17 protein-coding genes and 1 pseudogene are annotated in these 24,847 nt (G+C 65.0%); 3 read left to right on the top strand and 15 right to left on the bottom strand.

The annotated features are described in order from the left end of the window. Positions 1 to 54: 54 nt before the first annotated feature. The 11 genes and pseudogenes from addA to X739_RS160945 form a co-directional block, all read right to left on the bottom strand. Positions 55 to 3,561 (bottom strand): double-strand break repair helicase AddA, encoded by a 3,507-nt coding sequence (addA, locus tag X739_RS160900; protein WP_023793064.1) that lies wholly within the window; start codon positions 3,559 to 3,561, stop codon positions 55 to 57. Then, a complete protein-coding gene (addB, locus tag X739_RS160905) occupies positions 3,558 to 6,692 on the bottom strand; it encodes a double-strand break repair protein AddB (RefSeq protein WP_023772339.1) in 3,135 nt (1,044 codons plus the stop codon). The genes addA and addB overlap by 4 nt, the downstream gene beginning before the upstream one ends. Continuing rightward, on the bottom strand, positions 6,689 to 7,417 hold the full coding sequence (locus tag X739_RS160910; RefSeq protein ID WP_023793061.1) for a nucleotidyltransferase family protein: 729 nt from the start codon (positions 7,415 to 7,417) through the stop codon (positions 6,689 to 6,691). Before X739_RS160910 ends, addB begins: the two co-directional genes overlap by 4 nt. Then, complete coding sequence (gene tsaE / locus X739_RS160915) at positions 7,414 to 8,925, bottom strand: tRNA (adenosine(37)-N6)-threonylcarbamoyltransferase complex ATPase subunit type 1 TsaE (RefSeq protein WP_023772341.1); 1,512 nt, start codon at positions 8,923 to 8,925, stop codon at positions 7,414 to 7,416. The genes X739_RS160910 and tsaE overlap by 4 nt, the downstream gene beginning before the upstream one ends. 8 nt (positions 8,926 to 8,933) lie before the next feature. Next, the gene (locus X739_RS160920) at positions 8,934 to 11,477 is read right to left on the bottom strand and encodes a PAS domain-containing sensor histidine kinase (RefSeq protein WP_023793058.1); all 2,544 of its coding nucleotides are present in this window, start codon (positions 11,475 to 11,477) and stop codon (positions 8,934 to 8,936) included. Positions 11,478 to 11,664: 187 nt separating this feature from the next. After that, positions 11,665 to 13,065 (bottom strand): adenosylhomocysteinase, encoded by a 1,401-nt coding sequence (gene ahcY, locus X739_RS160925; protein ID WP_015314360.1) that lies wholly within the window; start codon positions 13,063 to 13,065, stop codon positions 11,665 to 11,667. Between the two features lie 191 nt (positions 13,066 to 13,256). After that, on the bottom strand, positions 13,257 to 13,553 hold the full coding sequence (locus X739_RS160930; RefSeq protein ID WP_015314359.1) for an HPr family phosphocarrier protein: 297 nt from the start codon (positions 13,551 to 13,553) through the stop codon (positions 13,257 to 13,259). After that, positions 13,550 to 13,951, bottom strand: a complete 402-nt coding sequence (locus tag X739_RS160935) for a PTS sugar transporter subunit IIA (RefSeq protein WP_010912939.1) — start codon at positions 13,949 to 13,951, stop codon at positions 13,550 to 13,552. Before X739_RS160935 ends, X739_RS160930 begins: the two co-directional genes overlap by 4 nt. Positions 13,952 to 14,115: 164 nt before the next feature. Continuing rightward, a complete protein-coding gene (locus tag X739_RS160940) occupies positions 14,116 to 14,562 on the bottom strand; it encodes an HPr kinase (RefSeq protein WP_023772344.1) in 447 nt (148 codons plus the stop codon). A 24-nt stretch (positions 14,563 to 14,586) separates the two neighbouring features. Next, positions 14,587 to 16,447, bottom strand: a pseudogene (locus tag X739_RS01000000165805) (sensor histidine kinase). Between the two features lie 82 nt (positions 16,448 to 16,529). Beyond that, positions 16,530 to 17,231: a response regulator transcription factor gene (locus tag X739_RS160945; protein ID WP_010912942.1), complete on the bottom strand. Its 702-nt coding sequence runs from the start codon at positions 17,229 to 17,231 to the stop codon at positions 16,530 to 16,532. Between the two features lie 343 nt (positions 17,232 to 17,574). On the opposite strand from X739_RS160945, the gene X739_RS160950 reads away from it, so the two are divergent. From X739_RS160950 to X739_RS160960, 3 genes are all read left to right on the top strand, one after another. After that, entirely contained in the window at positions 17,575 to 19,185 is a 1,611-nt protein-coding gene (locus X739_RS160950; protein ID WP_023772346.1) for a phosphoenolpyruvate carboxykinase, read from the top strand. A gap of 85 nt (positions 19,186 to 19,270) precedes the next feature. Continuing rightward, positions 19,271 to 19,708, top strand: a complete 438-nt coding sequence (gene arfB, locus X739_RS160955) for an alternative ribosome rescue aminoacyl-tRNA hydrolase ArfB (RefSeq protein ID WP_023772347.1) — start codon at positions 19,271 to 19,273, stop codon at positions 19,706 to 19,708. Between the two features lie 473 nt (positions 19,709 to 20,181). Beyond that, a complete protein-coding gene (locus X739_RS160960; protein WP_023772349.1) occupies positions 20,182 to 20,811 on the top strand; it encodes an alpha-ketoglutarate-dependent dioxygenase AlkB in 630 nt (209 codons plus the stop codon). Between the two features lie 59 nt (positions 20,812 to 20,870). On the opposite strand, the gene X739_RS160965 is transcribed toward X739_RS160960, so the two are convergent. The 4 genes from X739_RS160965 to X739_RS160980 are packed head-to-tail and all read right to left on the bottom strand — an operon-like array spanning position 20,871 to position 24,829. Further along, positions 20,871 to 22,355 (bottom strand): nucleotidyltransferase family protein, encoded by a 1,485-nt coding sequence (locus X739_RS160965; RefSeq protein ID WP_023772350.1) that lies wholly within the window; start codon positions 22,353 to 22,355, stop codon positions 20,871 to 20,873. Then, positions 22,355 to 23,032 carry a glycosyltransferase family A protein gene (locus X739_RS160970; RefSeq protein ID WP_023772351.1) on the bottom strand — a complete coding sequence of 226 codons (678 nt, stop codon included), beginning with the start codon at positions 23,030 to 23,032 and terminating at the stop codon, positions 22,355 to 22,357. The genes X739_RS160965 and X739_RS160970 overlap by 1 nt, the downstream gene beginning before the upstream one ends. Position 23,033: 1 nt before the next feature. Next, the gene (locus X739_RS160975) at positions 23,034 to 23,786 is read right to left on the bottom strand and encodes a glycosyltransferase family A protein (RefSeq protein WP_023772352.1); all 753 of its coding nucleotides are present in this window, start codon (positions 23,784 to 23,786) and stop codon (positions 23,034 to 23,036) included. Next, positions 23,783 to 24,829, bottom strand: a complete 1,047-nt coding sequence (locus X739_RS160980; RefSeq protein ID WP_023793050.1) for a hypothetical protein — start codon at positions 24,827 to 24,829, stop codon at positions 23,783 to 23,785. The genes X739_RS160975 and X739_RS160980 overlap by 4 nt, the downstream gene beginning before the upstream one ends. Between the last annotated feature and the right edge of the window lie 18 nt (positions 24,830 to 24,847).

Genomic DNA, 24,847 nt, shown 5'->3' with positions numbered 1-24,847 from the left:
TTTCGTCCCACCAAATGTGGTGGTTGTCGCGCCCTTCTTCAAGCAGTTCTTGTGTCACGCTCCCGTGAGTCGGGCAAGGGCGTCGTCCATGGCCCGGGACGGCAGTTCGATCAGTCTTGGCGCTTCGGTGAACAGCAGGGCTGCCTTGACCTCCCGCCCGGGATAAAGCGGCTGCAGCAGGGCGCGATAGAGCGCGAGCTGAAGCAGATAGGCCGGCGGGACTTCCGCCAGGGAGGCGGGTGCGGGCCGGTTGGTCTTGTAGTCGACGATCGAGACCGCATTCGGGGCCACCGCCAGCCGATCGATCTTGCCGGAAATGGAGCGGATTTTGCCCTTGACCTCCAGGCTGCCCATGATCGCGACCTCGGCGCGCGAGGAGGGCACGAACAGTTGGCCGAGGCCGGAGTCGGAAAGGATGGCGATGACCGATGCCAGGGCCTTTTCACGCTCGCCCTCAGGCCACGCCGCACCCGTTCGGGAGAGATAACGCTTCGCAGCGTCCTCCCGTGCGTCCTCGGCGATGCCGGGCAGCATCTGCAGCAGTTTGTGTAGGGCGAGCCCGCGCAGCACGGCAAAACCTGGCTCGGCAGCGGCGTCCAACACCGGCGACGCCTTGTCGACAACCCCTTCCTTGCCTTCGTCGATCAGCGCCGAGGCGCCCGACGGTGACAGGGGGCGCGGCAGGTCCTCGAAAGGCGGCAAGGGCCTGAACAGGGTCGCCGGCAAGGGGCCGAAAGCATCGGTCTGCCGCGCCTGTTCGCCCGGACTTGGCGCGACCGGCGGCAGTTTGGTGACGTGGAAACGGTAGACAGGCTCCCCGTCGGCAGGATGCGGACGCTGTTCGCTTTCGGGCGCGGCGCTCAGCGCGCGGCTGACGATAGAATGCCAGGTGCCGGCGTTCGGCGCCCGCTTGCCGTGATAGCCGCAGACGATAAGCCGGTCCTCGGCACGCGTCATGCCGACATAGAGCAGCCGGCGGTACTCGTCGTCGGCGAGTTCGCGGGCGCGAGCGGCGGCCGTCTTCGAGAAGCCGTTGGCGACGTCGCTGGCCGAACGCCAAAGATAACCCCTGCCGTCCCAATGTCGGCCTGAGCCGTCGAAAGGCATCAGGCGCGGCAAATGCTGGTCGCTGAACGGGGCGGAACCGCCGTCGACCAGGAACACCACGGGCGCCTCGAGGCCCTTGGCCGCGTGCACGGTCATGACCCGGACCTCGTCACGGGTCTGGTCCATCTCGCGCTTGATCTCTGGGCCGGCGTTTTCCAGTGTCGACAGGAAGGCTTCCAACCCGGGCAGGCCGGTCCGCTCTTCGGCAAGACAGAAGCTCAGGAACTCATCGAGAATATCGCCGGCTTCCGGCCCGAGCCGCGCAATCATCTTGCCGCGTACGCCATCGCGCGCCAGCAGGGCAGCATAGAATTCGAACACCGGCTTGAAGGCGGCCTCGTCAGCCCAGGCGTCGAGTCGCGCGACGACGGCCGCGAGCGTTTCGCTTTCGCCGGCGTGCTGGCGTAGCGATGCCGCCAGCGACACGCCGGGCGGCCGTTGCGCGGCGAGCGTGAACAGTGTCTCTTCCGGCAGGTCGAAGACCGGGCTGCGCAGCAGAGCGGCGAGCGACAAGTCGTCCTGCGGCTGCATCAAAAGATGGCCGAGCGCGATCAGGTCCTTGACCGCAATATGGCCCGACAGGCTCAGCCGGTCGGCGCCGGCAACCGGGATGTCGCGGCGCTTGAGCGCGCGGGTCAGCGCGTGGACGAAGCTGTCGCGCTTGCGCACCAGCACCAGCACGTCGCCCGGCCGCAGCCGCTTGCCACGGCCCTCGATGATTTCGCCCTTGCCGATCCAGCCGGCAATGGTGGCCGCGACATTCTCGGCGACGCGTACCGCCGGCGCATGGGCATGGTCGATCGCTTGCGCCCAGTCGTCGGGCTCGTCGACGGCCTCGGCACCGATCGACGGCCAGACCTCGACATAGCCCGGCGCATCGGTGCGGATCGCCTTGTGGTTCAGCGGATCGGGATCGTGGCTGATGCCGCGCCGCACGATGGGATCGGCAAAGACCCGGTCGACGGCGGCCAGCACATCGTCCGTGGAGCGGAACGACCAGGTCAGCTTGAGGTCGGCGAAGGACGCTTCGGCATCGCGCACACGCCCGGCGAACAACAACCGGCTGTCGGCGAAGGAGTCGGGTGCCGCACCCTGGAAGGAGTAGATCGACTGCTTCTCGTCGCCGACGGCAAAGACCGTGCGGTGGACCCGGTCGCGGCCACCGAAGCCGGCAAAGAATTCTTCCGCCAGCCGCTTCACCACCTCCCATTGATCCGGGCTGGTGTCCTGCGCCTCGTCGAGCAGGATGTGATCTATGCCCTGGTCGAGCTTGTATTGCACCCATGGGCCGGCATCGGGCCGCGCCAAAAGGTTCACCGTGCGGGTGATCAGGTCGTTGAAATCGAGAAAGCCGCGGCCGCGCTTCAGCACTTCGTAGCGTGCGATCAGCCAGCCGGCGATGGTCAGGGCCGCACATGTGCCCTCCAGCATCCGGAATAGCGCCAGCCGGTCGACAGTCTCCATGATGGCGGTGGCGGCCGACACATAGCGCTCGGCTAGGTCAGGCAGCCGGTCGGTGAGCGCCTTTTTGAACGCCTTTGCCGGATCATAAGGATCGCCATCGGTCTTGAGGAAGGCTCTTGCAAGCAACTGCAGCCGGCGGACAGGGTCGCTCTCCGCGAAGGCCTGGCGCGCATAGGGCAGGATGTTGTTCAACACCGACCTGGCGTCGGTGGCTTCGGTTGCCTGGGCAAAGCCGGCAAAATAGTCCGGCAGGAAGCCAGGCAGCGGCCATACAGATGCCGCTATGCCTTCGGCGGTCTGGCCGGGCTGGAAATGGAATTCATCGAACAAGGGCTGGAAGCTGTCACGCCCGACAGCATCGAGGAAATCGCGCAATCCCTCACGCTTGCGTACGATCTCGCCGAGCAAGGCATCGAGACCGCCTTCACCGCCGCGTTCCAGGATAGCGGCGAAGGCCTCCGCCAAAGTCCTGTCGCCGGCGGCGGAGATCATCTCGCGGCGCGCGGCGGCAAAAAGCGAGGCCTCCATCTGGCTGTCGAGCATTTCGAAATGGGCGGGGATGTTGGCTTCCAGGGGGAACTGATGCAGAACGGATTCGCAGAAGGCGTGGATGGTTTGGATTTTCAACCCGCCAGGCGTCTCCAGCGCCTCGGCGAACAGGCGGCGGGCGCGGCGCATGGTGTCGCGATCGGCCCGGCGCCCTTCCAGCGCCTCTATTCTGGCGGCCAACTCCAGATCAGCCAGCGATGTCCATTCCGACAGCGTGGAGAAAACCCGGTTCGACATGTTGGCGGCCGCGGCGCGCGTATAGGTCAGGCACAATATCTTCGAGGGATCGGTGCCGTTGAGCAGCAGCCGGATGACGCGCTGGGCCAGCACGTGCGTCTTGCCCGATCCCGCATTGGCCGACACCCAGGCCGAATTGCCGGGATCGGCGGCCCGGGCCTGGCTCGAAGCCGTATCGCTCGGGATCGGATAGGTTTTTTTCATGCCTCCCCTCCCTCATCCCCGGCGTCGCCGCCGGCGGACCATTCGAGCACGCGGGCGAGGTGGTCGTAATCGCCATCGGTTTCACCTTCGCGAAACGGCAGCGCGCGCGACAGATATCCGGTCGCCGGGTCGGCATAATGGATCAGCAGTTTTTCCAGCCGCGCCCAGGCCTCTTCGGCAAGATCGGCGGCGGTGCGTGGTTGGCGGTTGTGTTCCAGTATGGACTCTTCGAACACCTCGCCATTCGGCTTCAACCTGATGAAGGCCAGTTGCGACGGTTCGCGCGCGCCCAAATCCTTGAATGCGCCACGCCTGAGCAGCGCCCCTTCCAACGCCAGTTGCGGCGCCAGTAGCGTGTGGGCCTGTGCCTTGGAAGGCGAGGAACCCGTCTTGTAGTCCAGAATGTCCGCCATGCCGCCGGCCAGCAGGTCGACACGGTCGGCATAGCCGGACAGCGTTACGCCGGACTGTCCGACCACAGTCTTGCCGGCGCGCTCCTCGGCATGCCGCTGGATCACCGCGTCGGCGCGCGTTCGCTCCCATTCGATGATGTTGGCGGCGAGCTTTTCGAACCGCGGCCACCACACCGCCTCGACATCCGCCGGAAGCACCGCCTCGGCAAAACAGGCGCGGCCGGCGGCGATGAGCCCGGCCAATGCGTCCGGCGCGCGCGGGTCGGCCACCTCGGACGAAAAGAGATGCAGGATGGCGTGAAACAGCGTGCCGCGCTCCGCCGCACCCGGATCGCGGACGAGCGGATCGAGCGGCGTCAGGCCAAGGATCCTCCGGGCATACACGGCGTAGGGGTCGCGGCGCAGCGTCTCGATCTCGGTGACGGAGAAATGTGTCGGGCGGACCGAGAGCGGCGGCTTCGGCTGCGGCCGTGGCGCGAAATCCCGCTTCGGCCCTGTGTCGAGCGCACGCGCCCAGGCGAGCAGCTCATCGCCGCGCCGGCGCAGTGCCGCCGCCTGATCGTTGCCGATGAAGGTGAGCAGCCGCTGCAACCAGCGCGACGGCACGGCCGGCGCGTCGCCGGCACGCGCCGAGCGGGCCAGCACCACACGTCTCGCGCCCATGGCCATCTGGAAATCATGCGCGGCAAGCCCGATGCGCCGCTCCGGCGGTTCGAGGTCGATGCCGGTCTTCATCAGCCGCGACATGAAGCGGTCGCTCTCCGGCTTGCGCGGCCAGACCCCTTCGTTGAGTCCGCCGATGATCAGCGTATCGACATCCTGCAGCCGCGCCTCCAACGCGCCCCAGATGGCAATGTTCCTGTCGGTGCCTTGCGCCGGCTTGACGGTCTCGGGCGCGATCAGCGCCTCCATCACATCGGGCCATTCGATTGCCGCGAACGACAGCGGCGCCGAAGCCGCGACCAGCCCGCGCAGCAGTTCGGCGAGCTTTTCGCCGGCATCGCCGGCGTAGAGTTCGCCAAGACCACCGTCGGCCGAACGGCCGAGATTTTCCAGGGCAGCGACGCTGGCCTCGACCAGCGCGGCAAGGCCGGCCTCCGCCTGGCCGCGAAAGGTCGAAAGCGGCGCCAGCGCGTCCGCCAGGCGTGCGAGAAGGGTCCGCGCGACCTCAATGGAGCGCACGGTCAGGCGGGCAAACCAGAACGGCGGCCGGCTGCCGTCGCCTAGCCCGGTGAGGCGGGCCTCGAAAAGATTCGGCAGCGAAGCGATGTCGGGGCGGCCGGTGCCGCCGCGCAGCGCCACCAGTTCGACCAATTCCGCCGCGTGGCGCACGTTGACCCGTTCCAGACCCAGGCCAAGCAGGGGATGCTTGAGCAGCGACAACAGGGCGACCGGATCGCCTGGCCGGAACACCGCTTCGAGCGCCAGTCTGAGCAGGCTGGCCGCCGGCGTGTTGGACAGCGGCGTGCCGCCGGAATCGTCGGCAATGACACCGAAGCGCTTGAGCTCGACCGAGACGCGGCGTGCCAGCGCGCGGTCACCAGTGACAAGCGCCGCTCTCTGGCCTGGCTCTTCGACCGCGCGCTTGAGCGCGACGGCGATCGCGACGGCTTCGTCGCGCTCGCTTGCCGTCTCCAGCAGCGTCACGTCGGCGAAGGCGCCAGCGATATCGGACGCTGAAAACCCGTTTCGTGTTTCCGCCCACAATTCCGTGGTCTCGGCCGGCCGCAGCGCCTCGCCGACAAGGGCGGCGCGGAGCGCGAGCTTCGGCGCGGACGCACCGATCTCCTCGACATCGCCGCGCAGCACGCCGATCTTGCCGATCAGCTTTGCCAGGCCGTATTGCGGATGGCCCAGCACCGCTGGACGCGCGCCGGGAGCGACGAGAGCCTGGAAGGAGGCTTCGTCGAGCATCTGGTCCAGCCCGGGCAGCACGATGGCACCGCCGTACAGGCCGGCGATGGTCGCAAGCAGTTCCGCCGTGGCGGGTATGGAGCCGGTGGACCCCGCGGCTATGACCGGCCCGGCGGGTGGATTGCGCCGCAGCCGCGCGGCCTCGGCACGGATCAGGGCGCTGCGGTGCGCGGCTGGGTTGGAGCGGTCGCTCTCTGCGAGGAATTTCGGCCAGGCATCGGTGACGATGCCGAGGAATTCGAGCGTGACCTGCCACCATCCGGCAAGGTTGCCGCTGACGAGGCCGGCAAGTTTAGCCCAATCGGTGCCTTCCGTCTCGATCTCGTCCATCAGCCCGGCCAGATCGCGCGCCAGCCAGATCGCGTCGGCGGTGGAGGCTGGGACGACGATCTCCTCGGCGAAGAGGGCCGCGACATGGGCGGGCAACCGGCGTTTCCACGCCCGCACCAGTGGCGTCAGCAGCAACAGGCGCTCGGTGGCGGCGATCGCGGGCGCGAGATCGATTGCCGCCGTTGGATCGGCCTCGAATGCGGCCTCATCCTCGTCGAATTCGCCGAGCGGCCGGATCACCGGCAGGATCGCGGAACCGCCGCCCCCACGCGCCTTCAGGCTGTCGACAAACACGCCGCGCAAGGCACGTGCGGCCCGGCGCGTCGGCACATAGATGGTAACGTCGGCCAAAGCGAGGGGGTCACCGTCGAACCGAAACCCGGGGACAAGGCGGCCGTCAAGCAGCGCCTCGGCCAGCGTCGGCAGAAACGGCGCTCCGGAGGGAATGGAGAAAACGCGGCTCGAGCCGCTCATTGCGATCCGATGTGTGCGGCGGCCACTGCGTCTTCGGCGAGCGGAATGGCATCGGGCGTGCCGACGGTTATCCAGTGGCCATGCATCGGCATGCCGAACAGGCGGCCGGCGGCAATCGCCTTGTCGAAATAAGCATTGAGCGAATGCGGTTCGGCGGGTGCGTTTTTGAACAGGCGCGGATGGATGATCGCGGCGCCAGCATAGATCAGGCCAGCGGAGTCGCCTTTTGAACGCCGCAGGGCGCCATCCGGCGCAACCAGGAAATCGGTGCCGCCACAGTGCCCTGTCGCCTGATGGAGATCCGCCAGCATCAGCAGAATATCCATTTTCGCGGCGTCCCATGCAAGGGCAAGCCGCCCGAGATTGAGCGGGCCGTGGTCGATCCAGAATGTGTCGGCGTTGAGGATGTAGAACGGCCCCTGGCCGAGCTCCGGCAGCGCCTTGACGATGCCGCCGGCGGAATCGAGCAGCCGGTCGCTCTCATCGGAAATAACGATGCGCGGCGCGCGGCGCGCGGCGACATGAGCGACGATCTGTTCGGGAAGATAATGGACATTGACCACCGCCTTGCCGACCCCGGCCGCGGCCAGGCTGTCGAGGCCCCAGTCGAGCAGCGTCTTGCCGGCGATGCGGACCAGCGGCTTGGGGATGGCGTCGGTGATCGGCCGCATGCGCTTGCCGAGCCCGGCGGCAAGGACGATGGCGGTGTCCGGCTTCGTTGTCACAGCGCTCGTTCCTCCAGCAGCCCGTGCGCGCTATGGAAATTCCGCAAATCGGCGAGCGCGGGATGTGCCAGCGCCCGCTTGAGATAGTCGCGGATGCGCGGCAGGTGCCTGAGATAATAGGGCTTGCCGTCACGTTTTTCGAGGCGCACGAAAATGCCCAGAATTTTGGAATTGCGCTGCGCGGCCATGATTGCATAGGCTTCGAGGAAGCCTTCTTCGTCGAAGCCGCCCGCAGCATGACGCGCGGCGACATAGGCGTCGAGCGTCCGCTTCTCGATCTCAGGTGCCATGGTGACGCGGGCGTCCATGGCGAGCGAGGCGACGTCATAGGCGCAAGGCCCGATCAGCGCGTCCTGGACGTCGACGATGCCGAGCCGGTCGAGGCCGGACCGCTCGCCGCGCCAGATGATGTTGGGCGAGTGGAAGTCGCGCAGCATCAGCGTGTATTCGCTGCCTTGCAGCCGCTCGAGAAGCGCGTTCCATATCTTGTGATAGCCGGAACGCAGCGCCTCGCTTGCCGGCTCGCCCGATATCGCCGGCACGTACCAGTCGATCAGCAGGTCCGCCTCGATCAGCATGGCGTCGCGATCGAAGGGCGGCACGTCATGGACGATGCCGGGAGCCGCCTCCATGCGGTGAGGCCAGGCCTTGCCGTGCATCATGGCAAGCAGTTGCGCCGCCGCCTCGTACCGTTCGGCGACCGGCTCGCCATTGCCGTCGAGGAAACCTTCCGAGCCCAGATGCTCGAGCAGCAGGAAACCCTGGTCGAGATCTTGCGCGTCGATCCTGGGCACCGCGACCCCGGCGGCCAGCAGCGCACGGTCGATCGCGACGAAGGCGGACACCGACTGCGCCGTATGGGCGATCACGGCGTAGGGTTTGCCGTCGCGCACGGGCGGGCCGAGCACCAGCCGCGGCGAGTTCATCAGCACGCGTGGCGCCTCGCCGGCAAGCGTTACGATCTCGTAGGAGCGGGCCGAGGCATCGCCGATGAAATGTCGGCGCTGCGCTTGCCCCCAGCCGGCGCTCTCCAGAAAGCCGCGCATGGCCAGCGAGCGCGCGATACGGTCGAAGGTAACGCCTTGCCCCGACAGTCGGGCCAGCCGGCCCTCGCCATGTTGGACGAGTTCGATCAGCACCGTCGCCTTGGGCAGATAGCCGTCAGCCCGTTCGGGCCATTCGATCAGGGCGGCACCTTGCGCCAGCGCCTCCTCGAAGCCGAGTTCGTCGAGCTCGGCCGCTGAGGTCAGGCGGTAGAGATCGAAATGGTGAACCGGCACGCGGGTATCGTAGCTCTGTACCAGCGTGAAGGTCGGGCTCGGCACTTCGAGACCGGCATCGTCGGCCAGCGCCCGGATCAGTGCCCTTGCCAGCGTCGACTTGCCGGCGCCGAGATCGCCCTTGAGCGCCAGCACGTCGCCCGCGCGCAGCGCCAAAGCCAGATCCTCGCCCAGCCGCGCTGTCTGGGTCTCGTCGGCGAGCAAACGCTCCAGCACCGGTTCCGTCATCGAGCGCGCTACTCGGCCGCTGCGCGGATACCCGGCACGTCGGGAAAGGTGCAGATGACGGTCGTGCCCTTGTCCTTGCCGGTTTCGATGCGAACGGCGCCGCCATGCAGTTCGACAAAGCTCTTGACGATCGACAGGCCGAGGCCGGCGCCGCGCCGGCGGCCGCCATTGGCGCGCGGCTCGAAGCGGCGGAACACCGAATCGAGCACATCCGGCGGCATGCCGGGCCCGTCGTCGTGAACCGAGAACTCGACCCCGTCCGCCAGCTGGCGACAGGCCAGCCGGATGGTGCTGGCCTCCGGCGCGTAGTTGGCGGCGTTGCTGAGCAGATTGTAAAGGATCTGGCGGATGCGCGTTTCGTCGCCATGGAATGTCTTCGGCGCGGCGGCGGCATCGACCGCGAGCCGTATCGAATGCTCCTCCAGCCGGTCGGCGACAAGCTCGGCGGCAGCCGCGATGGTGCGGTCGACATGCACCTCGGAAATGTCGAGCTGCATGATGCCGGCATCGACGGTCGCCAGGTCGAGTATGTCGTTGACGATGGTCAGCAGCACCGAGGAGGACGAGCCGACATGTTCGACATATTCGCGCTGCTTCTGCGTCAGCGGGCCGGTCGCCGGCAGCGACAGCAACTCGGTGAAGCCGATGATGTTGGTCAGCGGCGAACGCAGTTCGTAGGACACATGCTGCACGAAGTCGTTCTTGAGCTGGTCTGATTTTTCTAGCGCCTCGTTCCTGTCCTTGAGCGCGCGTTCGACATGGACGCTGTCCGTGACGTCGACGAAGGTCATCATCACTTGCCCGTTGGGCAGGGGAATCACGGCATAACGCAGCACGGTGCCGTTGTTGAGCTCGGTCTGGCCGTGGCGCTCGCTGCGCTCGTCGTCGAAGCCGGTGATGGCGGCGACGAAGCCGGGCCAGGGGCTCTCGATCGCCTGCCGATCGCTGAGCTCGCGTATGATGGATACGTGTACATTGGGCTTGGCGGCTTCCGTGCCCAACCCCCACAGCGTGGCAAAGGCTGGGTTCGACAGCCGCAGCCGGCCGTCGGGGCCGAACACCGCCACGCCTTCGGCCAGATTGTCGAGCGTTTCGCCCTGGACCCGGACCGCGGTGCGGTAGCGGCTTTCGAGATCCATCTTCTCGGTCAGGTTCTCGAACACCCAGGTGACGCCCCCCTTGGGTTGCGGGTTGGCAACGACGCGAATGGTCTTGCCGTCCGGCAGGTGCCACCAGTGTTCCTGCGATTCGACCGCACGATAGGCGCCGAGCAGGCCCTCCTTCCAGCGGCGCCATTCCGGCTGTTCGGCGATCTTGCCCTCGCTGCGCAGCCGGTCGAGTAAAAGGGCGTTGTCGGGCGCGCTGTGCAGGAAGCCGCTGTCGAGCCCCCACAGTTTCTGGAAAGCCTGGTTGAAGAAGCGCAGCTTCTCGTTCGTGTCGAAGATGGCGACTGCCGTGTTGAGCTGGTCGAGCGTATCGGCATGGCTGCGCACGGTCCGCTCATATTCGGCGCGGATGGCCTCGATGGCGCTGGTGTCGCAGGCAAGGCCGGCCGAACCGTCGGCGCCGGCAAAGTCGGTCACGGCAAACACGCGGCGGTCGCCTTCGATCACCGTCGAAAGCGATTGCTCGAACACCGGATGCGACTTGTGCTGGGTGGCGATGGCCTCGCGCGCCTGGCCGCCGAGGAACTCCTGGGCGTCACGCACGGCGGCTTCAGCGTTCTCGGCTTCGACCGCGTCGGCATAGGCCCGGTTCACCCATTTCAGCCGGCCGTGCTCGTCGCGCAGCCATGCCGGCATCTTCAGCGCCTCGAGCAGGCCGATCATCGTGTCATGGTCGGCGGCTAGCCGCTGGTTGTCGATTTTGAGCCGGGCCTGGCTGCGCTGTGTCTCGGACAGCGAGACAAAGCGCACCAGCACATGGGCCGCGCTCTTGCGACCATGCACTTCCAACGGAGCGCCGGCCTGCGATTCCACCACCAGGTCGAAAGGCCTGCCTTTTTCTCGCAAACCCGTCACGGCATGTTCAAGTGCCGCCGCCGAGCGCGGCATCAGCCAGCGCCCAAAGGCGAGGAATGCCGCCCGTTCCTCTGGCGCGCCGCTTTCGGTCGGCAATGTGCCGATGAGTTCGGGTTTCTTGTTTTCCGAGGCCCAGACGACCACGCGCTGGTCGCGCAGATTGAGCAGTGCTTCCGAACGTCGCAACGCCGCGCTGATATCGGTGACGCGGCCTCTCAGCTCGACATTTTCCGCCGAGATGCGCGCGCGTTCGCGAATGAGAACGATGGCCGATAGGAATGCCGCTCCCATCACACCGGCAAAGACGGCAAGCTGCATGACCTCGATCGTGCTGACCGAAAGGCCGGCAGCCACTTCGGCGCCCTGGGCGCATGCAACCCCGCCAAGCAGCGGACCGGCAAGTATGGAGCCGGCAAGCAACAGCCCCGCGCGGCCACGCCACCGTGCCCGGGTGGCGGAGCCAGTGGTCCCCGAATCCTGATGGCCGCCGGAAACGGCCTGTCCCGCGTGAAGCGGGTTTTCCCCCGGCATGTCTTGGTCCTCTTCGCCGCCTGAATGCAAGACCGCCCTGACGCGTCCGCCGGTCCTCGCCCCCGGACCCGCGAATCACAACAATAGCGCCTGCTGGAATCGGCGTGAAGAATCATTCGGCGCAAAAATAATGCCGGGCAAAAGTCAATCGCCCGGCATCAATATCTTGTAGCGAATTCGGCTTTGGTTAATAGCGGTAGTGTTCCGGCTTGAACGGCCCCTGCGGCGTGACGCCGATATAGGCGGCCTGCTCGCCCGACAGCTCGGTCAGGCGGGCGCCGAGCTTGTCGAGATGCAGGCGTGCGACCTTCTCGTCGAGATGCTTGGGCAGCACATAGACCTGGTTCTGGTACTGCTCGCCCTTTGTGAACAACTCGATCTGTGCCAGCACCTGGTTGGTGAAGGAGGCCGACATGACGAAGCTCGGGTGGCCGGTGGCGTTGCCGAGATTGAGCAGACGGCCTTCCGAAAGGAGTATCATGCGCTTGCCGTCCGGGAAGGTGATCATGTCGACCTGCGGCTTGACGTTGGTCCACTTCAGATTGCGCAGCGATGCAACCTGGATCTCGTTGTCGAAATGGCCGATGTTGCCGACGATCACCATGTCCTTCATCGAGCGCATGTGGTCGAGGGTAACCACATCCTTGTTGCCGGTGGTGGTGATGACGATGTCGGCGGTTGGTGCCGCATCTTCCAGCGTGACCACTTCAAAGCCGTCCATCGCCGCCTGCAGCGCGCAGATCGGATCGACTTCGGTCACCTTGACGCGGGCGCCCGCGCCCTTGAGCGAGGCGGACGAACCCTTGCCGACGTCGCCATAACCGCAGACGACCGCGACCTTGCCGGCCATCATCGTGTCGGTGCCGCGGCGGATACCGTCGACCAGCGATTCCTTGCAGCCATATTTGTTGTCGAATTTCGACTTGGTGACCGAATCGTTGACGTTGATGGCCGGGAAGGGCAGCAGGCCCTTCTTCTGCAACTGGTAGAGCCGGTTGACGCCGGTCGTCGTCTCTTCGGTGACGCCGCGGATCGCTTCCTTCTGTTTGGTGAAGAAGCCCGGCGAAGCCTTCAGGCGCTTCTTGACCTGGGCGTAGAAATATTCCTCTTCCTCGCTCTGCGGATTGGACAGCACGTCCTCGCCGGCTTCGGCACGGGCGCCGATCAGGATGTACATGGTGGCGTCGCCGCCGTCATCGAGGATCATGTTGGAGAGGCCGCCATCGGCCCACTGGAAGATCCTGTCGGTGTAGTCCCAGTACTGTTCGAGGCTCTCGCCCTTGACGGCGAAGACCGGAATACCGGTCTCGGCGATGGCCGCGGCGGCGTGGTCCTGGGTCGAGAAGATGTTGCAGGAAGCCCAGCGGATATCGGCGCCGAGCGCCTTCAGCGTCTCGATCAGCACCGCCGTCTGGATTGTCATGTGCAGCGAGCCGGTGATGCGCGCGCCCTTGAGCGGCTTCTTGGCGCCGAATTCCTCGCGGCAGGCCATCAGGCCCGGCATTTCGGTTTCGGCGATATCGAGTTCCTTGCGGCCCCAGCCGGCAAGAGAGATGTCGGCGACCACATAATCCTTGCTACCCGTCATGGCAGTGCTCCGATGCGAATTGTCTTGCTGTGAATTGATCGTTTGGCTTGCGAATTGGTTGCGGATGCACCCGCGCCGGTCGGCGCGTCGAAGGGCGCGAATTGCCGGCCTGACTAGCAGATCGGGCTTCGCACGACAATGGGATATAAAGAAATCTTTATTCGTGCATGTCTCGGAGGCTGACTTCCTGGTCAGCACTCCTCGCCGAAACGGGAGGCGACGAGCTGCTCCAGCGCGTCCATGACCTCGAGCGCCTCCGGACCGCTGGCGGTGACGCGGATCGAGTATCCAGGGCTGGCCGCCAGCATCATCAGGCCCATGATCGAAGTGCCGCCGACCTTGACGCCGTCCTTCTCGACATGGACCGAAGCGTTGAAACCGCTGGCAAGCTGGACGAATTTCGCCGAGGCGCGCGCATGCAGGCCGCGCTGGTTGACGATCGGAAACTCCCTGACGATCTGGTCCTTGTCAGGCGACAGCGTACTCATTTGCTGCTCAAAAGCTGGCTGGCGACGTTGATATATTTGCGGCCCGCGGCTTGCGCTTCATCGAGCGCGGCCGCCATGTTGTCGCCCTTGCGGATCGACGACAGTTTGATCAGCATCGGCAGGTTCATGCCGGCGATCACCTCGGTGCGGCCGGACTCCATTACCGATATGGCAAGGTTGGAGGGCGTGCCGCCGAACATGTCGGTCAACACGATCACACCCGCCCCCGTATCGACACGGGCGACGGCGTCGACGATGTCGCGGCGACGCTGCTCCATATCGTCGTCGGCACCGATCGCCACGGTTTCGAAATTGTCTTGTGGCCCGACGACATGTTCGACGGCATGTCTGAACTCGGTGGCCAGTTGACCGTGCGTTACAAGCACGAGTCCGATCATTCTTTGGTGGCTCCCGTCATCGCCGCTTCACAGGCGCATTTTATGCTCGCCAGCCAATCCAGGCGGCGGGAGCGCTATCTTGTCGACGCGCGGCCCGTTGACAAGCCCAAAATTGCGCCGGCCCACGCCATTTTGACGCATTGCAGCAAAAAACCCAGCGCGGATCATAGAAAAGGCGGGATCGACAGCCGCGCCATCACTGCGAGCGAGGCGGCCGCGACATTGCGCTCTGCCAAATCGATGCGCGCCACCGCGCAGCCGGCGATGTCGTCGCTTGCATCCTCCTGGAAGCGTGCGATTTCGCCGGCCGGCAACAGGCGCACATGCAGATCGACGACGCAGGCCGGTTCGAACGGCAGGGACCGTGGCCCATGTCCCGGCACCTCGGCAAGGCCCTCGATGGTGGCGGGCGCACGGCACACCAGCCGCCCGGCGTGGGCTTCGACGAAAAGCTGATCGTCGCCGACGAGCCGCGAGAACAATCCGCGCTGCAGGCAATGGCTGATCAGCGTCAGGGCCAGCGTTGTCTTGCCCGACCCGGATGAGCCGCTGATGAGAATGCCGCTCTCGCCGATCAGCAGCGCCGTGGCGTGTATGTTGTCAGGCTGCACGTCGCGATCCTTGGCGATTGGCGGTCATCCCTCGGCCGGGAGCGTCACCACGAAGCGTGCGCCCTTGATCTCGCCGGGCTTGATGCCTGGTATGTTTTCGGCGGTCAACGTACCGCCATGGGCCTCGACGATCTGCCTGGAGATGGACAGGCCAAGGCCGGAATTCTGGCCGAACGCCTCGCCGGCGGGCCGGTCGGTGTAAAAACGTTCGAAGATGCGGTCGATGGCGTCGGCGCGGATGCCAGGACCGTTGTCGTCGACGGTCAGGATGTTGAACTTGCCGGCGCGCGCCAGCGACAGACTGATTTGGCCATGGTCCTCGGGAACGAAGGAACGAGCGTTTTCGATCAGATTGGTGATGACCTGGCCGATGCGCAGATCGTGACCGACGACGACATAGCCCTTGGCGCCCTGCGGCAGCTTGGCGACCTTGAGCTCGATCTCGACCGCCTTCTTGTTGCGCGTGGTTTCACGCGAAACAGCGACAAGGTCGGTGACGAACTTCTTCAGGTCGACGGTGCCGGCATCTTCGCGCGCCAATTCCGCGTCGAGGCGCGAGGCGTCGGAAATGTCGGTGATGAGGCGGTCCAGCCGTTTCACGTCATGCTGGATGATCTCCATCAGGCGCGCACGGGAGGTGTCATTCTTCGCCAGCGGCAATGTTTCGACAGCACTGCGCAACGACGTCAGCGGGTTCTTCAATTCATGCGAGACATCGGCCGCGAAGCTTTCTATCGCCTCGATGCGCGCATAGAGCGCGTTGGTCATGTCGCGCACGGCAATCGACAGATTGCCGATCTCGTCCTGGCGGTCGGAAAAGTCGGGGATTTCCTCGCGGCTCTTGACGCCGCGACGAACCCGTACGGCCGCCGCCGACAGCCGGCGCAGCGGGTTGGCTATGGTGGATGCCAAAAGCATCGACAGGATGGCTGTGACGAGCGCCGCGATGCCGAAGACGCGCAGGATCGCCTTGCGTTCGGCGGCGACGATCTTGTCGATATCGCCGCCTTCGGTCGACAGCANTGCCGAAGACGCGCAGGATCGCCTTGCGTTCGGCGGCGACGATCTTGTCGATATCGCCGCCTTCGGTCGACAGCATCAGCACACCGAGCACGGCGCGAAAACGCTGGATTGGCACCGCCACCGAGACGATCTGCTCGCCCTGTTCCGAGACGCGCACAATGGTCGACGGACTGCCCGTCAACGCCTTGACCACTTCCGGGAAGGCGGCGCCGTTGCCGCCGGGCTGTTCGTGATAGACCGGCAGGTCGGTGTTGCGGAAGAAGTCGAAGATGAACTTCTGGACGCGCTCGACAAGGTCGGGCTCCTCTTCCTCGACCGGCGGCAGATCGTAGCGCAGGATCTGACCGCGCGAATAGAGATGGCGCGAATCGAGCAGCAAATTGGCGTCGCGGTCATAGATGCGGGCTCGGGTGCGAGTCGGCGAGATCAGCCGCCGTAGCACCGGCGCCACGCGCTCTGGATTGATCGGAAAATCCAGATTGTCGAGTTGGTCCGAGCCAGGCCCCAGGCTTTCGCCGGCCTGCAGCTCAAGCAGTTTTTCCGGGTCGATGCTGATCGAATCCGTCTCGACCGTCGCCGAGGCCGCAATCGCGCCAGCGATGATTTCGCCTTGCGTCATCAGGCTTTCGACCCGCGCGTCGATCAGCCCGTCGCGGAAGGTGTTGAGATAGAGGATGCCGGTGACGAGCACCGCCAGCCCGGCGAGATTGAGGAAAAGGATACGCCGCGTCAGGCTGGAAAAGATATGGTGGCCGAGGAAGCGGCGCATCGGCACGGTGATTTTCGACACGAAGGAAGGCATGATGCGCGACGGCCGCCTGGCGGCGCCCGCCGGTCTTGTTCGCTGTGCTTCCACTGCCATCGAATAGCAGCTCCCGCTAGTCCCAGGTTTGAAGTATGTCGCAGCCCCAGCTAGGGACCGCTTTCGCTCGACATACATCAAATTACGCTTCGCGGAACCGATATCCGACTCCGTAAAGGGTTTCGATCATCTCGAAGTCGTCGTCGACAGCCTTGAACTTCTTGCGCAGCCGCTTGATGTGGCTGTCGATCGTGCGGTCATCGACATAGACCTGCTCATCATAGGCCGAATCCATCAAAGCATCACGGCTTTTTACCACGCCGGGACGCTGCGCCAGCGAATGCAGGATCAAGAACTCCGTGACGGTAAGCGTCACCGGCTCGCCCTTCCAGGTGCAGGTATGGCGTTCCTGGTCCATGACGAGTTGGCCACGTTCGAGCGAGCGGGCCTGCTGGCTCGGCGCTTTTGCCGCGGCCTCGCGGGCACTGGCACGGCGCAGCACGGCGCGCACCCGCTCCACCAGCAGGCGCTGCGAGAACGGCTTGCGGATAAAATCGTCGGCGCCCATCTTGAGACCGAACAATTCATCGATCTCGTCGTCCTTGGAGGTCAGGAAGATCACCGGCAAGTCGGATTTCTGACGCATCCGGCGCAGGAGCTCCATGCCGTCCATGCGCGGCATCTTGATATCGAGGATGGCGAGATTCGGCGGCCTGGCGGCCAGGCCTTCCAGCGCGGACGCACCATCCGTGTAGGTTTCGACACGATACCCCTCGGATTCAAGGGCGATCGACACCGACGTCAGAATGTTGCGGTCGTCATCGACAAGCGCGATTGTAGCCATTTCAAGCGGCTCCCTCATGGGCTGTCCCTTCTGTCGTAGAGAAGGGGCTTTTGCAGGACAAATTAGGTACAAAATGTGGCATAGGCCGTAACCGCTGTCACGCGCGGGGTGCCGCCGGCCACAATCCGACCTTGACACGGATTGGACGAACGAACCTCGCAACCCTTTGGGCAACCGTGAAAGTTTTCGCATATATAAACGATTTAAACAACTTTCAAAATATTTAAATCGATTAATGATTTGATATCATTTGGCTTTTCTGGTTCTGACCATCATAGCCTGCTTAGTGGGTGTGCCGGAAATACGCCGGCAAAGATGCGGCAAATCTTGAGAAGGGTCACCAATGTCGGAAGTCGGCAAACGCAATCCTGCCTGCGCGATCGATCGTATCGATCTGAAAACCTCCGGGACGGTGCGCTACAATTTCGGCGCGGCCGCGCTCTACGAGGAAGCGATCCGGCGCGGTGAAGCCCGGCTGACCGCGAATGGCGCGCTGCTCGCCGAGACCGGCCAGCACACTGGTCGCTCGCCCAAGGACAAGTTCATCGTCCGCGACGCCGCCACCGAGCCGCAAGTCTGGTGGGACAACAACAAGGCGATCTCGCCCGCACAGTTCGACGCCTTGCTCGCCGATTTCCAGGCTCACGCCGCGGACAAGGACCTCTATGTGCAGGATCTGGTCGGCGGTGCCGACGCGGAGCTCAAGCTGCCCACCAGGGTGATCACCGAACTTGCCTGGCACTCCTTGTTCATCCGCAACCTGCTCATCCGTCCCGAGGCGGCCGAACTCGAACACTTCGTGCCTGGGATGACGATCATCGACCTGCCGTCCTTCCGCGCCGATCCCGCCCGTCACGGGAGCCGCACCGAGACGGTGATCGCCGTCGACCTGACGCGCAAGATCGTGCTGATCGGGGGCACCTCCTATGCCGGCGAGATGAAGAAGTCGGTGTTCACCATGCTCAACTACCTCCTGCCGGAGAAAGGCGTGATGCCGATGCACTGCTCGGCCAATGAGGGACCGGCCGGCGATGCCGCCATCTTCTTCGGCCTGTCGGGAACCGGCAAGACCACGCTGTCGGCCGATCCGTCCCGCACCTTGATCGGCGATGACGAGCACGGCTGGGGTCCGCACGGCATCTTCAATTTCGAAGGCGGCTGCTACGCCAAGACGATCAAGCTGTCGGCGGAAGCCGAGCCGGAGATCTTCGCCACCACGCAGCGCTTCGGCACCGTGCTGGAAAACGTCGTACTCGACGCCGATGGCGTGCCGGATTTCAATGACGGCCGGCTCACCGAAAACACACGCTGCGCCTATCCGCTCGACTTCATACCCAATGCCTCGAAGACCGGGCGCGCCAGTCACCCGAAGAACATCATCATGCTGACCGCCGACGCTTTCGGCGTGATGCCGCCGATCGCCCGGCTGACGCCGGCGCAGGCGATGTATCATTTCCTTTCCGGCTACACGGCCAAGGTAGCCGGAACGGAAAGGGGCGTGACCGAGCCGGAAGCGACTTTCTCGACCTGTTTCGGCGCGCCGTTCATGCCGCGCCATCCGTCGGAATACGGCAATCTTCTGCGCGAGCTCATTGCTCGCCACGGCGCCGATTGCTGGCTGGTCAACACCGGCTGGACCGGCGGCGCCCATGGCACCGGCAAGCGCATGCCGATCAAGGCGACGCGCGCCTTGCTCGCCGCCGCCCTCGACGGCTCGCTGCAGGCAGGCGCTTTCCGCACCGACGCCAATTTCGGCTTCGAGGTGCCGGTGGCGGCGCCTGGTGTCGATAGCGCCATCCTCGATCCGCGCTCCACCTGGATGGACAAGGCTGCCTATGACCGGCAGGCGGCAAGGCTGGTGGGCATGTTCGCCGTCAACTTCGAGAAGTTCGAAAGCCATGTCGACGCCGTCGTGCTGGGCGCAGCGCCCCGCATGCAGGAAGCTGCGGAGTAATCGTCAAGGCATCGTTGTGGCCAGGCAGGAGGCCGGGTTTCGATCGGGCCTTTTCTTTTTCGGCTCGCCGCGCCATGACTGCGGCATGCCGATCGACGACGACCTCATCATATCTGGCGAAGCCGTGATCCACCCGGGCGACCTGCACGAGGATTTCATCCGCTCGTCCGGTCCCGGCGGCCAGAACGTCAACAAGGTGGCGACGGCGGTGCAGCTTCGCTTCGACGCGCGGAACGCCGAGGGCCTGTCGGACCGCGTACGCGAGCGGACCATAAAATTTGCCGGCCAGCGCGCCACCAAGGATGGTGTCATCATCATCGAGGCCGGACGCTTTCGCACGCAGGAGCAGAACCGCGCCGATGCGCGGGCGAGGCTGACGGCACTGGTCGCCAAGGCCGCCGAACCGCCGCCGCCGCCGCGCAAGAAGACACGGCCCTCGAAAGGCGCGGTCGAGCGTCGGCTGAAGAGCAAGGCCGGGCGCGGTACGATCAAGAAGCTGCGCGGTCGCGTGGAGAACGACTAAGCAACACGCAAATCGTGCCCGCAAAACCACTTTCAATTTTGCATTGCGGATGTGAGGTTTCCCTTCCGTCGGCAACACGCCGCGCGTCCGAAAGGTGCTGGCGTTGCCTTTACCAGAGACGCTTCAGCGAAGCCGTGATGTTGCGGCCCTGGTCCTGTAGCTATAACCCGAGTTGCACACCGTCGCGCGGTCGTCGGCAATGTCGCGGACGGCGAAAGCGGCCGAGACACCTTCCTACCTCTTGTCGGTGGCGCCGAGATCGTAGGAGGCCGAGGCATCGAGATAGACGGCGGCATCGTTCTTGGCGGTGTTTGACGTGTCGGTATGTTAGTCATCTTTATTCGTCAACCGCCCATCTGGCCAAGACGAATTCATCGCTGCCCTCCCTGGTAAAAACCACCACCGCTTTCGGGTCGCCGTTTTCGTCTGGCGGTGGCATGCTGAGGCTCCGAACCATTCTCATGAGCCAACCCATGCTCGTTCTGCCCAAAGGCATCCGTCACATTCCGGCCCATCTGTCGCGCGCCGTCCAGGAGACGCTGGTCGAGGAGGTGAGAAGCATTGTCCAGCAGGCGCCGCTGTTCGTGCCGGCCATGCCTCGGACCGGCAAGGAGATGAGCGTGCGCATGACCAATTGCGGTCCGCTCGGCTGGGTCACCGACAAGGAACGCGGCTATCGCTACCAGCCGACGCATCCGCTGACCGGAGAGCCGTGGCCGCCTATCCCCGACAGTCTGCTCGACCTGTGGCGGCAGGTGTCGGGCTATCCCAATCCCCCGCAGGCCTGCCTGGTCAATTTCTACACGCCGGAAGCCAAGATGGGCCTGCATCAGGATCGCGACGAGGCCGATTTCTCAGCACCGGTCGTCTCCGTCTCGCTGGGTGACGATTGCCTGTTCAGGGTCGGCCAGACAACCCGCGATGGCGCCACCAAATCGTTCAGGCTCAAAAGCGGCGATGTCGTCGTGCTTGGCGGCGAGGGCCGTCTTGCCTTCCATGGCGTCGACCGCATCTACCCTTCGACCTCGGCGCTGCTCAAGAACGGCGGCAGGATCAATCTGACGTTGCGGCGGGTGACGAAGCCCGACAAGGGCGCCGTATAGGCGAGGGTTCGCGCCCCGCACGGCGCCGCCGACCTTTGGGCGACCAGCGATAGTTCAGTTCAGCGCAGCGGTGAAAAAATCGCCGAGACCAGATGGAAGGGCAATGCGCCGTAGGCGGCGACCGTCGCCTGATCGTCCCATTGGCGGAACTGCCGGGACGGCCGCGCCTCCAGCGTCAGGGCATGCTGTCGGCCGTCGAACGTAACCTTGCCGCGAAAGCGCAGCACCCGCTCTCCACCAGACCGGCTGATGGCCATCGCACGCAGACGCGCGACGTGGTCGTCGCCCACATTGATCTCCATTTCGATGCGGCGCCGGACCGGCGGGACGCTGATCCTGATCGTGATGTCCAGCATCATCTCCCCTGCCGTCGCGGGGCACGGTATGGTCTGCGAGAAGGCCGGGGGCGACTGTCCTTCCAGCGGTTCGCGAGGTGCCTGCCTGCCGCGCCATGCTCTGCCGCGCCATGCCCTGGCGGGCGGCTCCTGCCGCAGCCGCCCGCTCTTGCGTCTCAGCCGCAACTGCTTGGCGAAGCCGCGCGACAGCCAGGTCAGCCTGCCGAAGTCGGTTCGCGGCTTGGCCTGCAGCAATGCCGACCAGCGTGCAAGGCCGGTGCGGTCGGCCATGACCAGCACGCGCGCCAGCACCCTGTCAGGCACCGTCACGCCAACATCGAGCGCAAGGTAGGAAAGCGCCACCGCCGCGGCAACGGCAAGGCCACGCCTGGCGACGACATCGAGGAACACGTCCCAGTCGACGCCGCCGGCGCGAATGGCCACCGCGCAATCGACCAGCCAATCGCTGTGGGTGTGGGCATCGAGCCCGCCATGCGCGATGGCGAGCGCGATGCGATCCGCAGGCGACGGCACCAGCACGCCGACACCGCTGAATTCGGCCGCCGCCGCGCGCTGCCAGATCGCCTGGTCATCCTCGTCGCTTTGCTGCGAACCGTCATAGGCAAGCTGGTGCAGGTCGATATCGCCATAACTGCCCTTGAAAAAATTCATCGAGCGTAGCGACGCCAGTCTTGTCCTCAGATACTGTGGGCTTACCCCGGTGGCGATCTGCCAGTCGCGGTCGCGCAGCACGCCGAACGCCGCCGATATATCCTGCGGCCGCACCAATATGTCGATGTCGTGCGCCACCCGGCCACGCTGCGCCGAGGCGTTCAAGGCAATGCGGCTGGCACCCTTGATCAGCATCACCAGGCAGCCGGAATCCGTCATCGCCTGCAGCGCCGGTTCGGCCTCGCGCATCGCCATGCGCGACTTGGTCCACAGCATCTTTTGCAGGCCGATAAGGCGCGGATAGGCGGAATGGCCGGCCAATTTCCGCCCGAACCGGTCGCAGATCGCGGCCAGCAGCCGATGTTCCCTGAAGGAGACGAGGTCTATGTCGTTCGCGCTTAGCCACTGCAAGGCGCAACCGGCGGCCGCGTCCTCATCGGCAAGAAGCGCGGCCTTGAGCAGTTGGTCGAGCCCGCCCGTCGGCCAGGACCAGCCATAGTCCGGGAAACGTCGGCTGATGCGGCGGATGCCCGCCATCAGCCCGCGCCGGCCTTGTTCCGGGCCCGTCGCAGCATGGCGAGCCGCGCCACTTCGAGATAGCCGCGGTCGCGCGCGGCATCGCGCCCGTAGGACAGGCTGCCGGGCCTGATGCGACGCAGCGCCAGCACCTCTTCCACCATGTCGAGGGCAAGGCCCGCCTCGCGTGCCCGCGCGATCCAGTCGATCATTTCGCCGCGGCCGCCCGGCGGATCGACGACTGGTCCGACGGTCTCGGCGACCTCGCGCCGGATCAGCATCGTGGTCCGGGACCAACCGGGTACGATCGCGTCCTCGGGAGCGTCGGGCCGGTCATTGCGGAAGTTTCGCAAATGACAGAAGACGCCCGACGTTCCGGGATGTCTTTCGAGATGCGCGAGCTGTGTTTCGACCTTGCTCGGCAGCCACAGATCGTCGGCATCGAGCGTCGCAATGAGCGGCGTCGACAAGGCGGCGATGCCCCTGGTCGTGGCGCTGCCAGGTCCGGCATTTGCCTGGCGCAGCAATTGCAGCGGCAGGTCCGTTCCGCCGATCGCCGCCGCGAGATCGTCGTTGGATCCATCGTCGACGATCACCACCAGCTCGGGCCGCACTGTCTGCGCCGCGACCGATCGCAGCGTCTCGGCGATGGTGCCGCTGGCGTTGAAGGCCGGTATGACGACGCCATAGTTCCGCATGCTACATGAAGCGCCAGTTGGCGAGTTCTTTTACATCGAATATGCCTTCGATCCCGCGCAGTGAAGGGTCGGCCTTGCGCCGTTTCATCGATTTGTGGATGGCCCGCAAGAATTCCCGAAGGGATGTGTCGACTTGCTTCGTCATGTTGCCGGGATGACGTCGGTAGTAAAGCGATACGGTATCCGGCAGGACGAATCTGGGGCCGCTTTCAAAGGTGCGCAGCAAGTAGTCGGTGTCTTCGGCCTGGCCGAAGGCCTCGTCGAAGCCGCCGATCCGTTCAATGAGCTTACGCGAGAAAATGCCCGACGACAGATGAATTCCCCGCACGGTCATGCAATGGCTGCCGGGGCAGGGTTCCAGCAGATCGTCGTCGATGTGTTCGACCATCATCATCAGGGAATAGGTAAGCTCCAGAGCGGGGTCGGCGTCAAAGCATGCAATATCGGCCTTGAATCGTCCCGCGGGCGAGACATCGTCCGAATCGAGGAACGACACGAGCTCGGTTTCCGGCGTGAGCAGTCTGAGACCAGCGTTGCGGGCCCGCGTCACGCCCATGTTCTCTTGCCGGAAAAGGCGAATGCAGGCGTTCTCGGCCCTCATTGAACGCACGGCCTCCGCCGACCCGTCGGTCGAGCCGTCGTCGATCACGATGATGTCGAGATCGGCGGCATCGTGCTGCCGCACGAGCGAGCGCAGCGCCGAGACGACATAGCGCTCGCGATTGTACACAGGCATGATCACGCTGAGCTTCACCGGGCGCCTCGTGTCAGGAAATCCTCGATTGTGCCAGCGATTTCTGCCGGGTCGGTGCCGAGGGACAATCGGAAGCACGGCAGGTGGCGCGCCAATTCGCTGAAGAAGCGAAAGCCGCTTTCGCGCTCGCCCGGCATCTGGGCGATGCCGGACGGCGCCAAGGCAATCATGGCATCCTTGCGCGACATCGGCATAATCGAACTTGCTCCGCCTCCGCTGATATGTGGCACCACCAGCGCGACGATGTCCAGCATGGCGGGCACCGGCCGAGGCGCGACATCATGAATATGGAACGTGTGCTTGCCTTGCCAGTTCAGCGGGCCTTGCGTCAGCCGCTGCCGCAGGCCCAGCCGAGCGAAACCTTCCGTGTCCTGCTTCAACGTCGAAAAAAGGGGGCGCGCGGTCACGCCGTCGGTGAGATCGATCAGCACATAGTCGTCGCCGACACTGTCGAGCCCGTTAAGCAGGCCGGCGACGACGGTGCCGGATTTCCCGGCCCCGCCCGAGCCGGCAAGCAGAATACCCTTGCCGTCGATGCCGAGCGTGCCGGCATGGGTCAGCCGCATGCCGCGCGCGGCATATTCCCAGTGCAGGAAGGCGCGCAGCGGTGCTCCAGGCTCCCAGGGCGGAAAGGCATCGGCCGAGGCCATCAGCTGCACGCCGACGCGGCGGTGCGGATCGTAGACTTGCCAGAAATCCAGGTCGTGGAAATGGTGCCCGCGCAAACCGGCTTCGGCGAGCTGTTTGGCAAAACCGTGCTCGGTGAAATGGGCATCGCCCCAGTGCGCCGGCTCCGGGATGCCGTCAATGCCGGGATGCGCGATGAAGATGCGACCCGTGGACGGTGCCGGCTGATCATGCCCGGCCTCGACAAAAGCATGGTCCAATGCATCGGCAAGCACGCCGTGACCGAGATGCGCGGTCAGTTCAAGCCACGGCAGGCGAACCTTTCGCATGGTCGGATAGCACGCGGCCGCGCCTTCAGCGGCGGCGATGAGATACCGGGCGTAATCCGGCAAGGTTTCGAGCGTGACGCGCGGCATCAATCGCCTTCCATCACG

The organism is Mesorhizobium sp. LNHC209A00 (assembly GCF_000502915.1).
Classification (GTDB): Bacteria; Pseudomonadota; Alphaproteobacteria; order Rhizobiales; family Rhizobiaceae; genus Mesorhizobium.
This window is presented reverse-complemented; position numbering and strand designations above follow the sequence as displayed.

What these genes read in the sequence shown, in the direction of transcription:
- addA (WP_023793064.1), bottom strand. Translation starts at nt 3,561, where the DNA reads ATGAAAAAAACCTATCCGATCCCGAGCGATACGGCTTCGAGCCAGGCC.
- addB (WP_023772339.1), bottom strand. Translation starts at nt 6,692, where the DNA reads ATGAGCGGCTCGAGCCGCGTTTTCTCCATTCCCTCCGGAGCGCCGTTT.
- tsaE (WP_023772341.1), bottom strand. Translation starts at nt 8,925, where the DNA reads ATGACGGAACCGGTGCTGGAGCGTTTGCTCGCCGACGAGACCCAGACA.
- X739_RS160920 (WP_023793058.1), bottom strand. Translation starts at nt 11,477, where the DNA reads ATGCCGGGGGAAAACCCGCTTCACGCGGGACAGGCCGTTTCCGGCGGC.
- ahcY (WP_015314360.1), bottom strand. Translation starts at nt 13,065, where the DNA reads ATGACGGGTAGCAAGGATTATGTGGTCGCCGACATCTCTCTTGCCGGC.
- X739_RS160930 (WP_015314359.1), bottom strand. Translation starts at nt 13,553, where the DNA reads ATGAGTACGCTGTCGCCTGACAAGGACCAGATCGTCAGGGAGTTTCCG.
- X739_RS160935 (WP_010912939.1), bottom strand. Translation starts at nt 13,951, where the DNA reads ATGATCGGACTCGTGCTTGTAACGCACGGTCAACTGGCCACCGAGTTC.
- X739_RS160945 (WP_010912942.1), bottom strand. Translation starts at nt 17,231, where the DNA reads ATGGCTACAATCGCGCTTGTCGATGACGACCGCAACATTCTGACGTCG.
- X739_RS160950 (WP_023772346.1), top strand. Translation starts at nt 17,575, where the DNA reads ATGTCGGAAGTCGGCAAACGCAATCCTGCCTGCGCGATCGATCGTATC.
- arfB (WP_023772347.1), top strand. Translation starts at nt 19,271, where the DNA reads ATGCCGATCGACGACGACCTCATCATATCTGGCGAAGCCGTGATCCAC.
- X739_RS160960 (WP_023772349.1), top strand. Translation starts at nt 20,182, where the DNA reads ATGCTCGTTCTGCCCAAAGGCATCCGTCACATTCCGGCCCATCTGTCG.
- X739_RS160965 (WP_023772350.1), bottom strand. Translation starts at nt 22,355, where the DNA reads ATGGCGGGCATCCGCCGCATCAGCCGACGTTTCCCGGACTATGGCTGG.
- X739_RS160970 (WP_023772351.1), bottom strand. Translation starts at nt 23,032, where the DNA reads ATGCGGAACTATGGCGTCGTCATACCGGCCTTCAACGCCAGCGGCACC.
- X739_RS160980 (WP_023793050.1), bottom strand. Translation starts at nt 24,829, where the DNA reads ATGCCGCGCGTCACGCTCGAAACCTTGCCGGATTACGCCCGGTATCTC.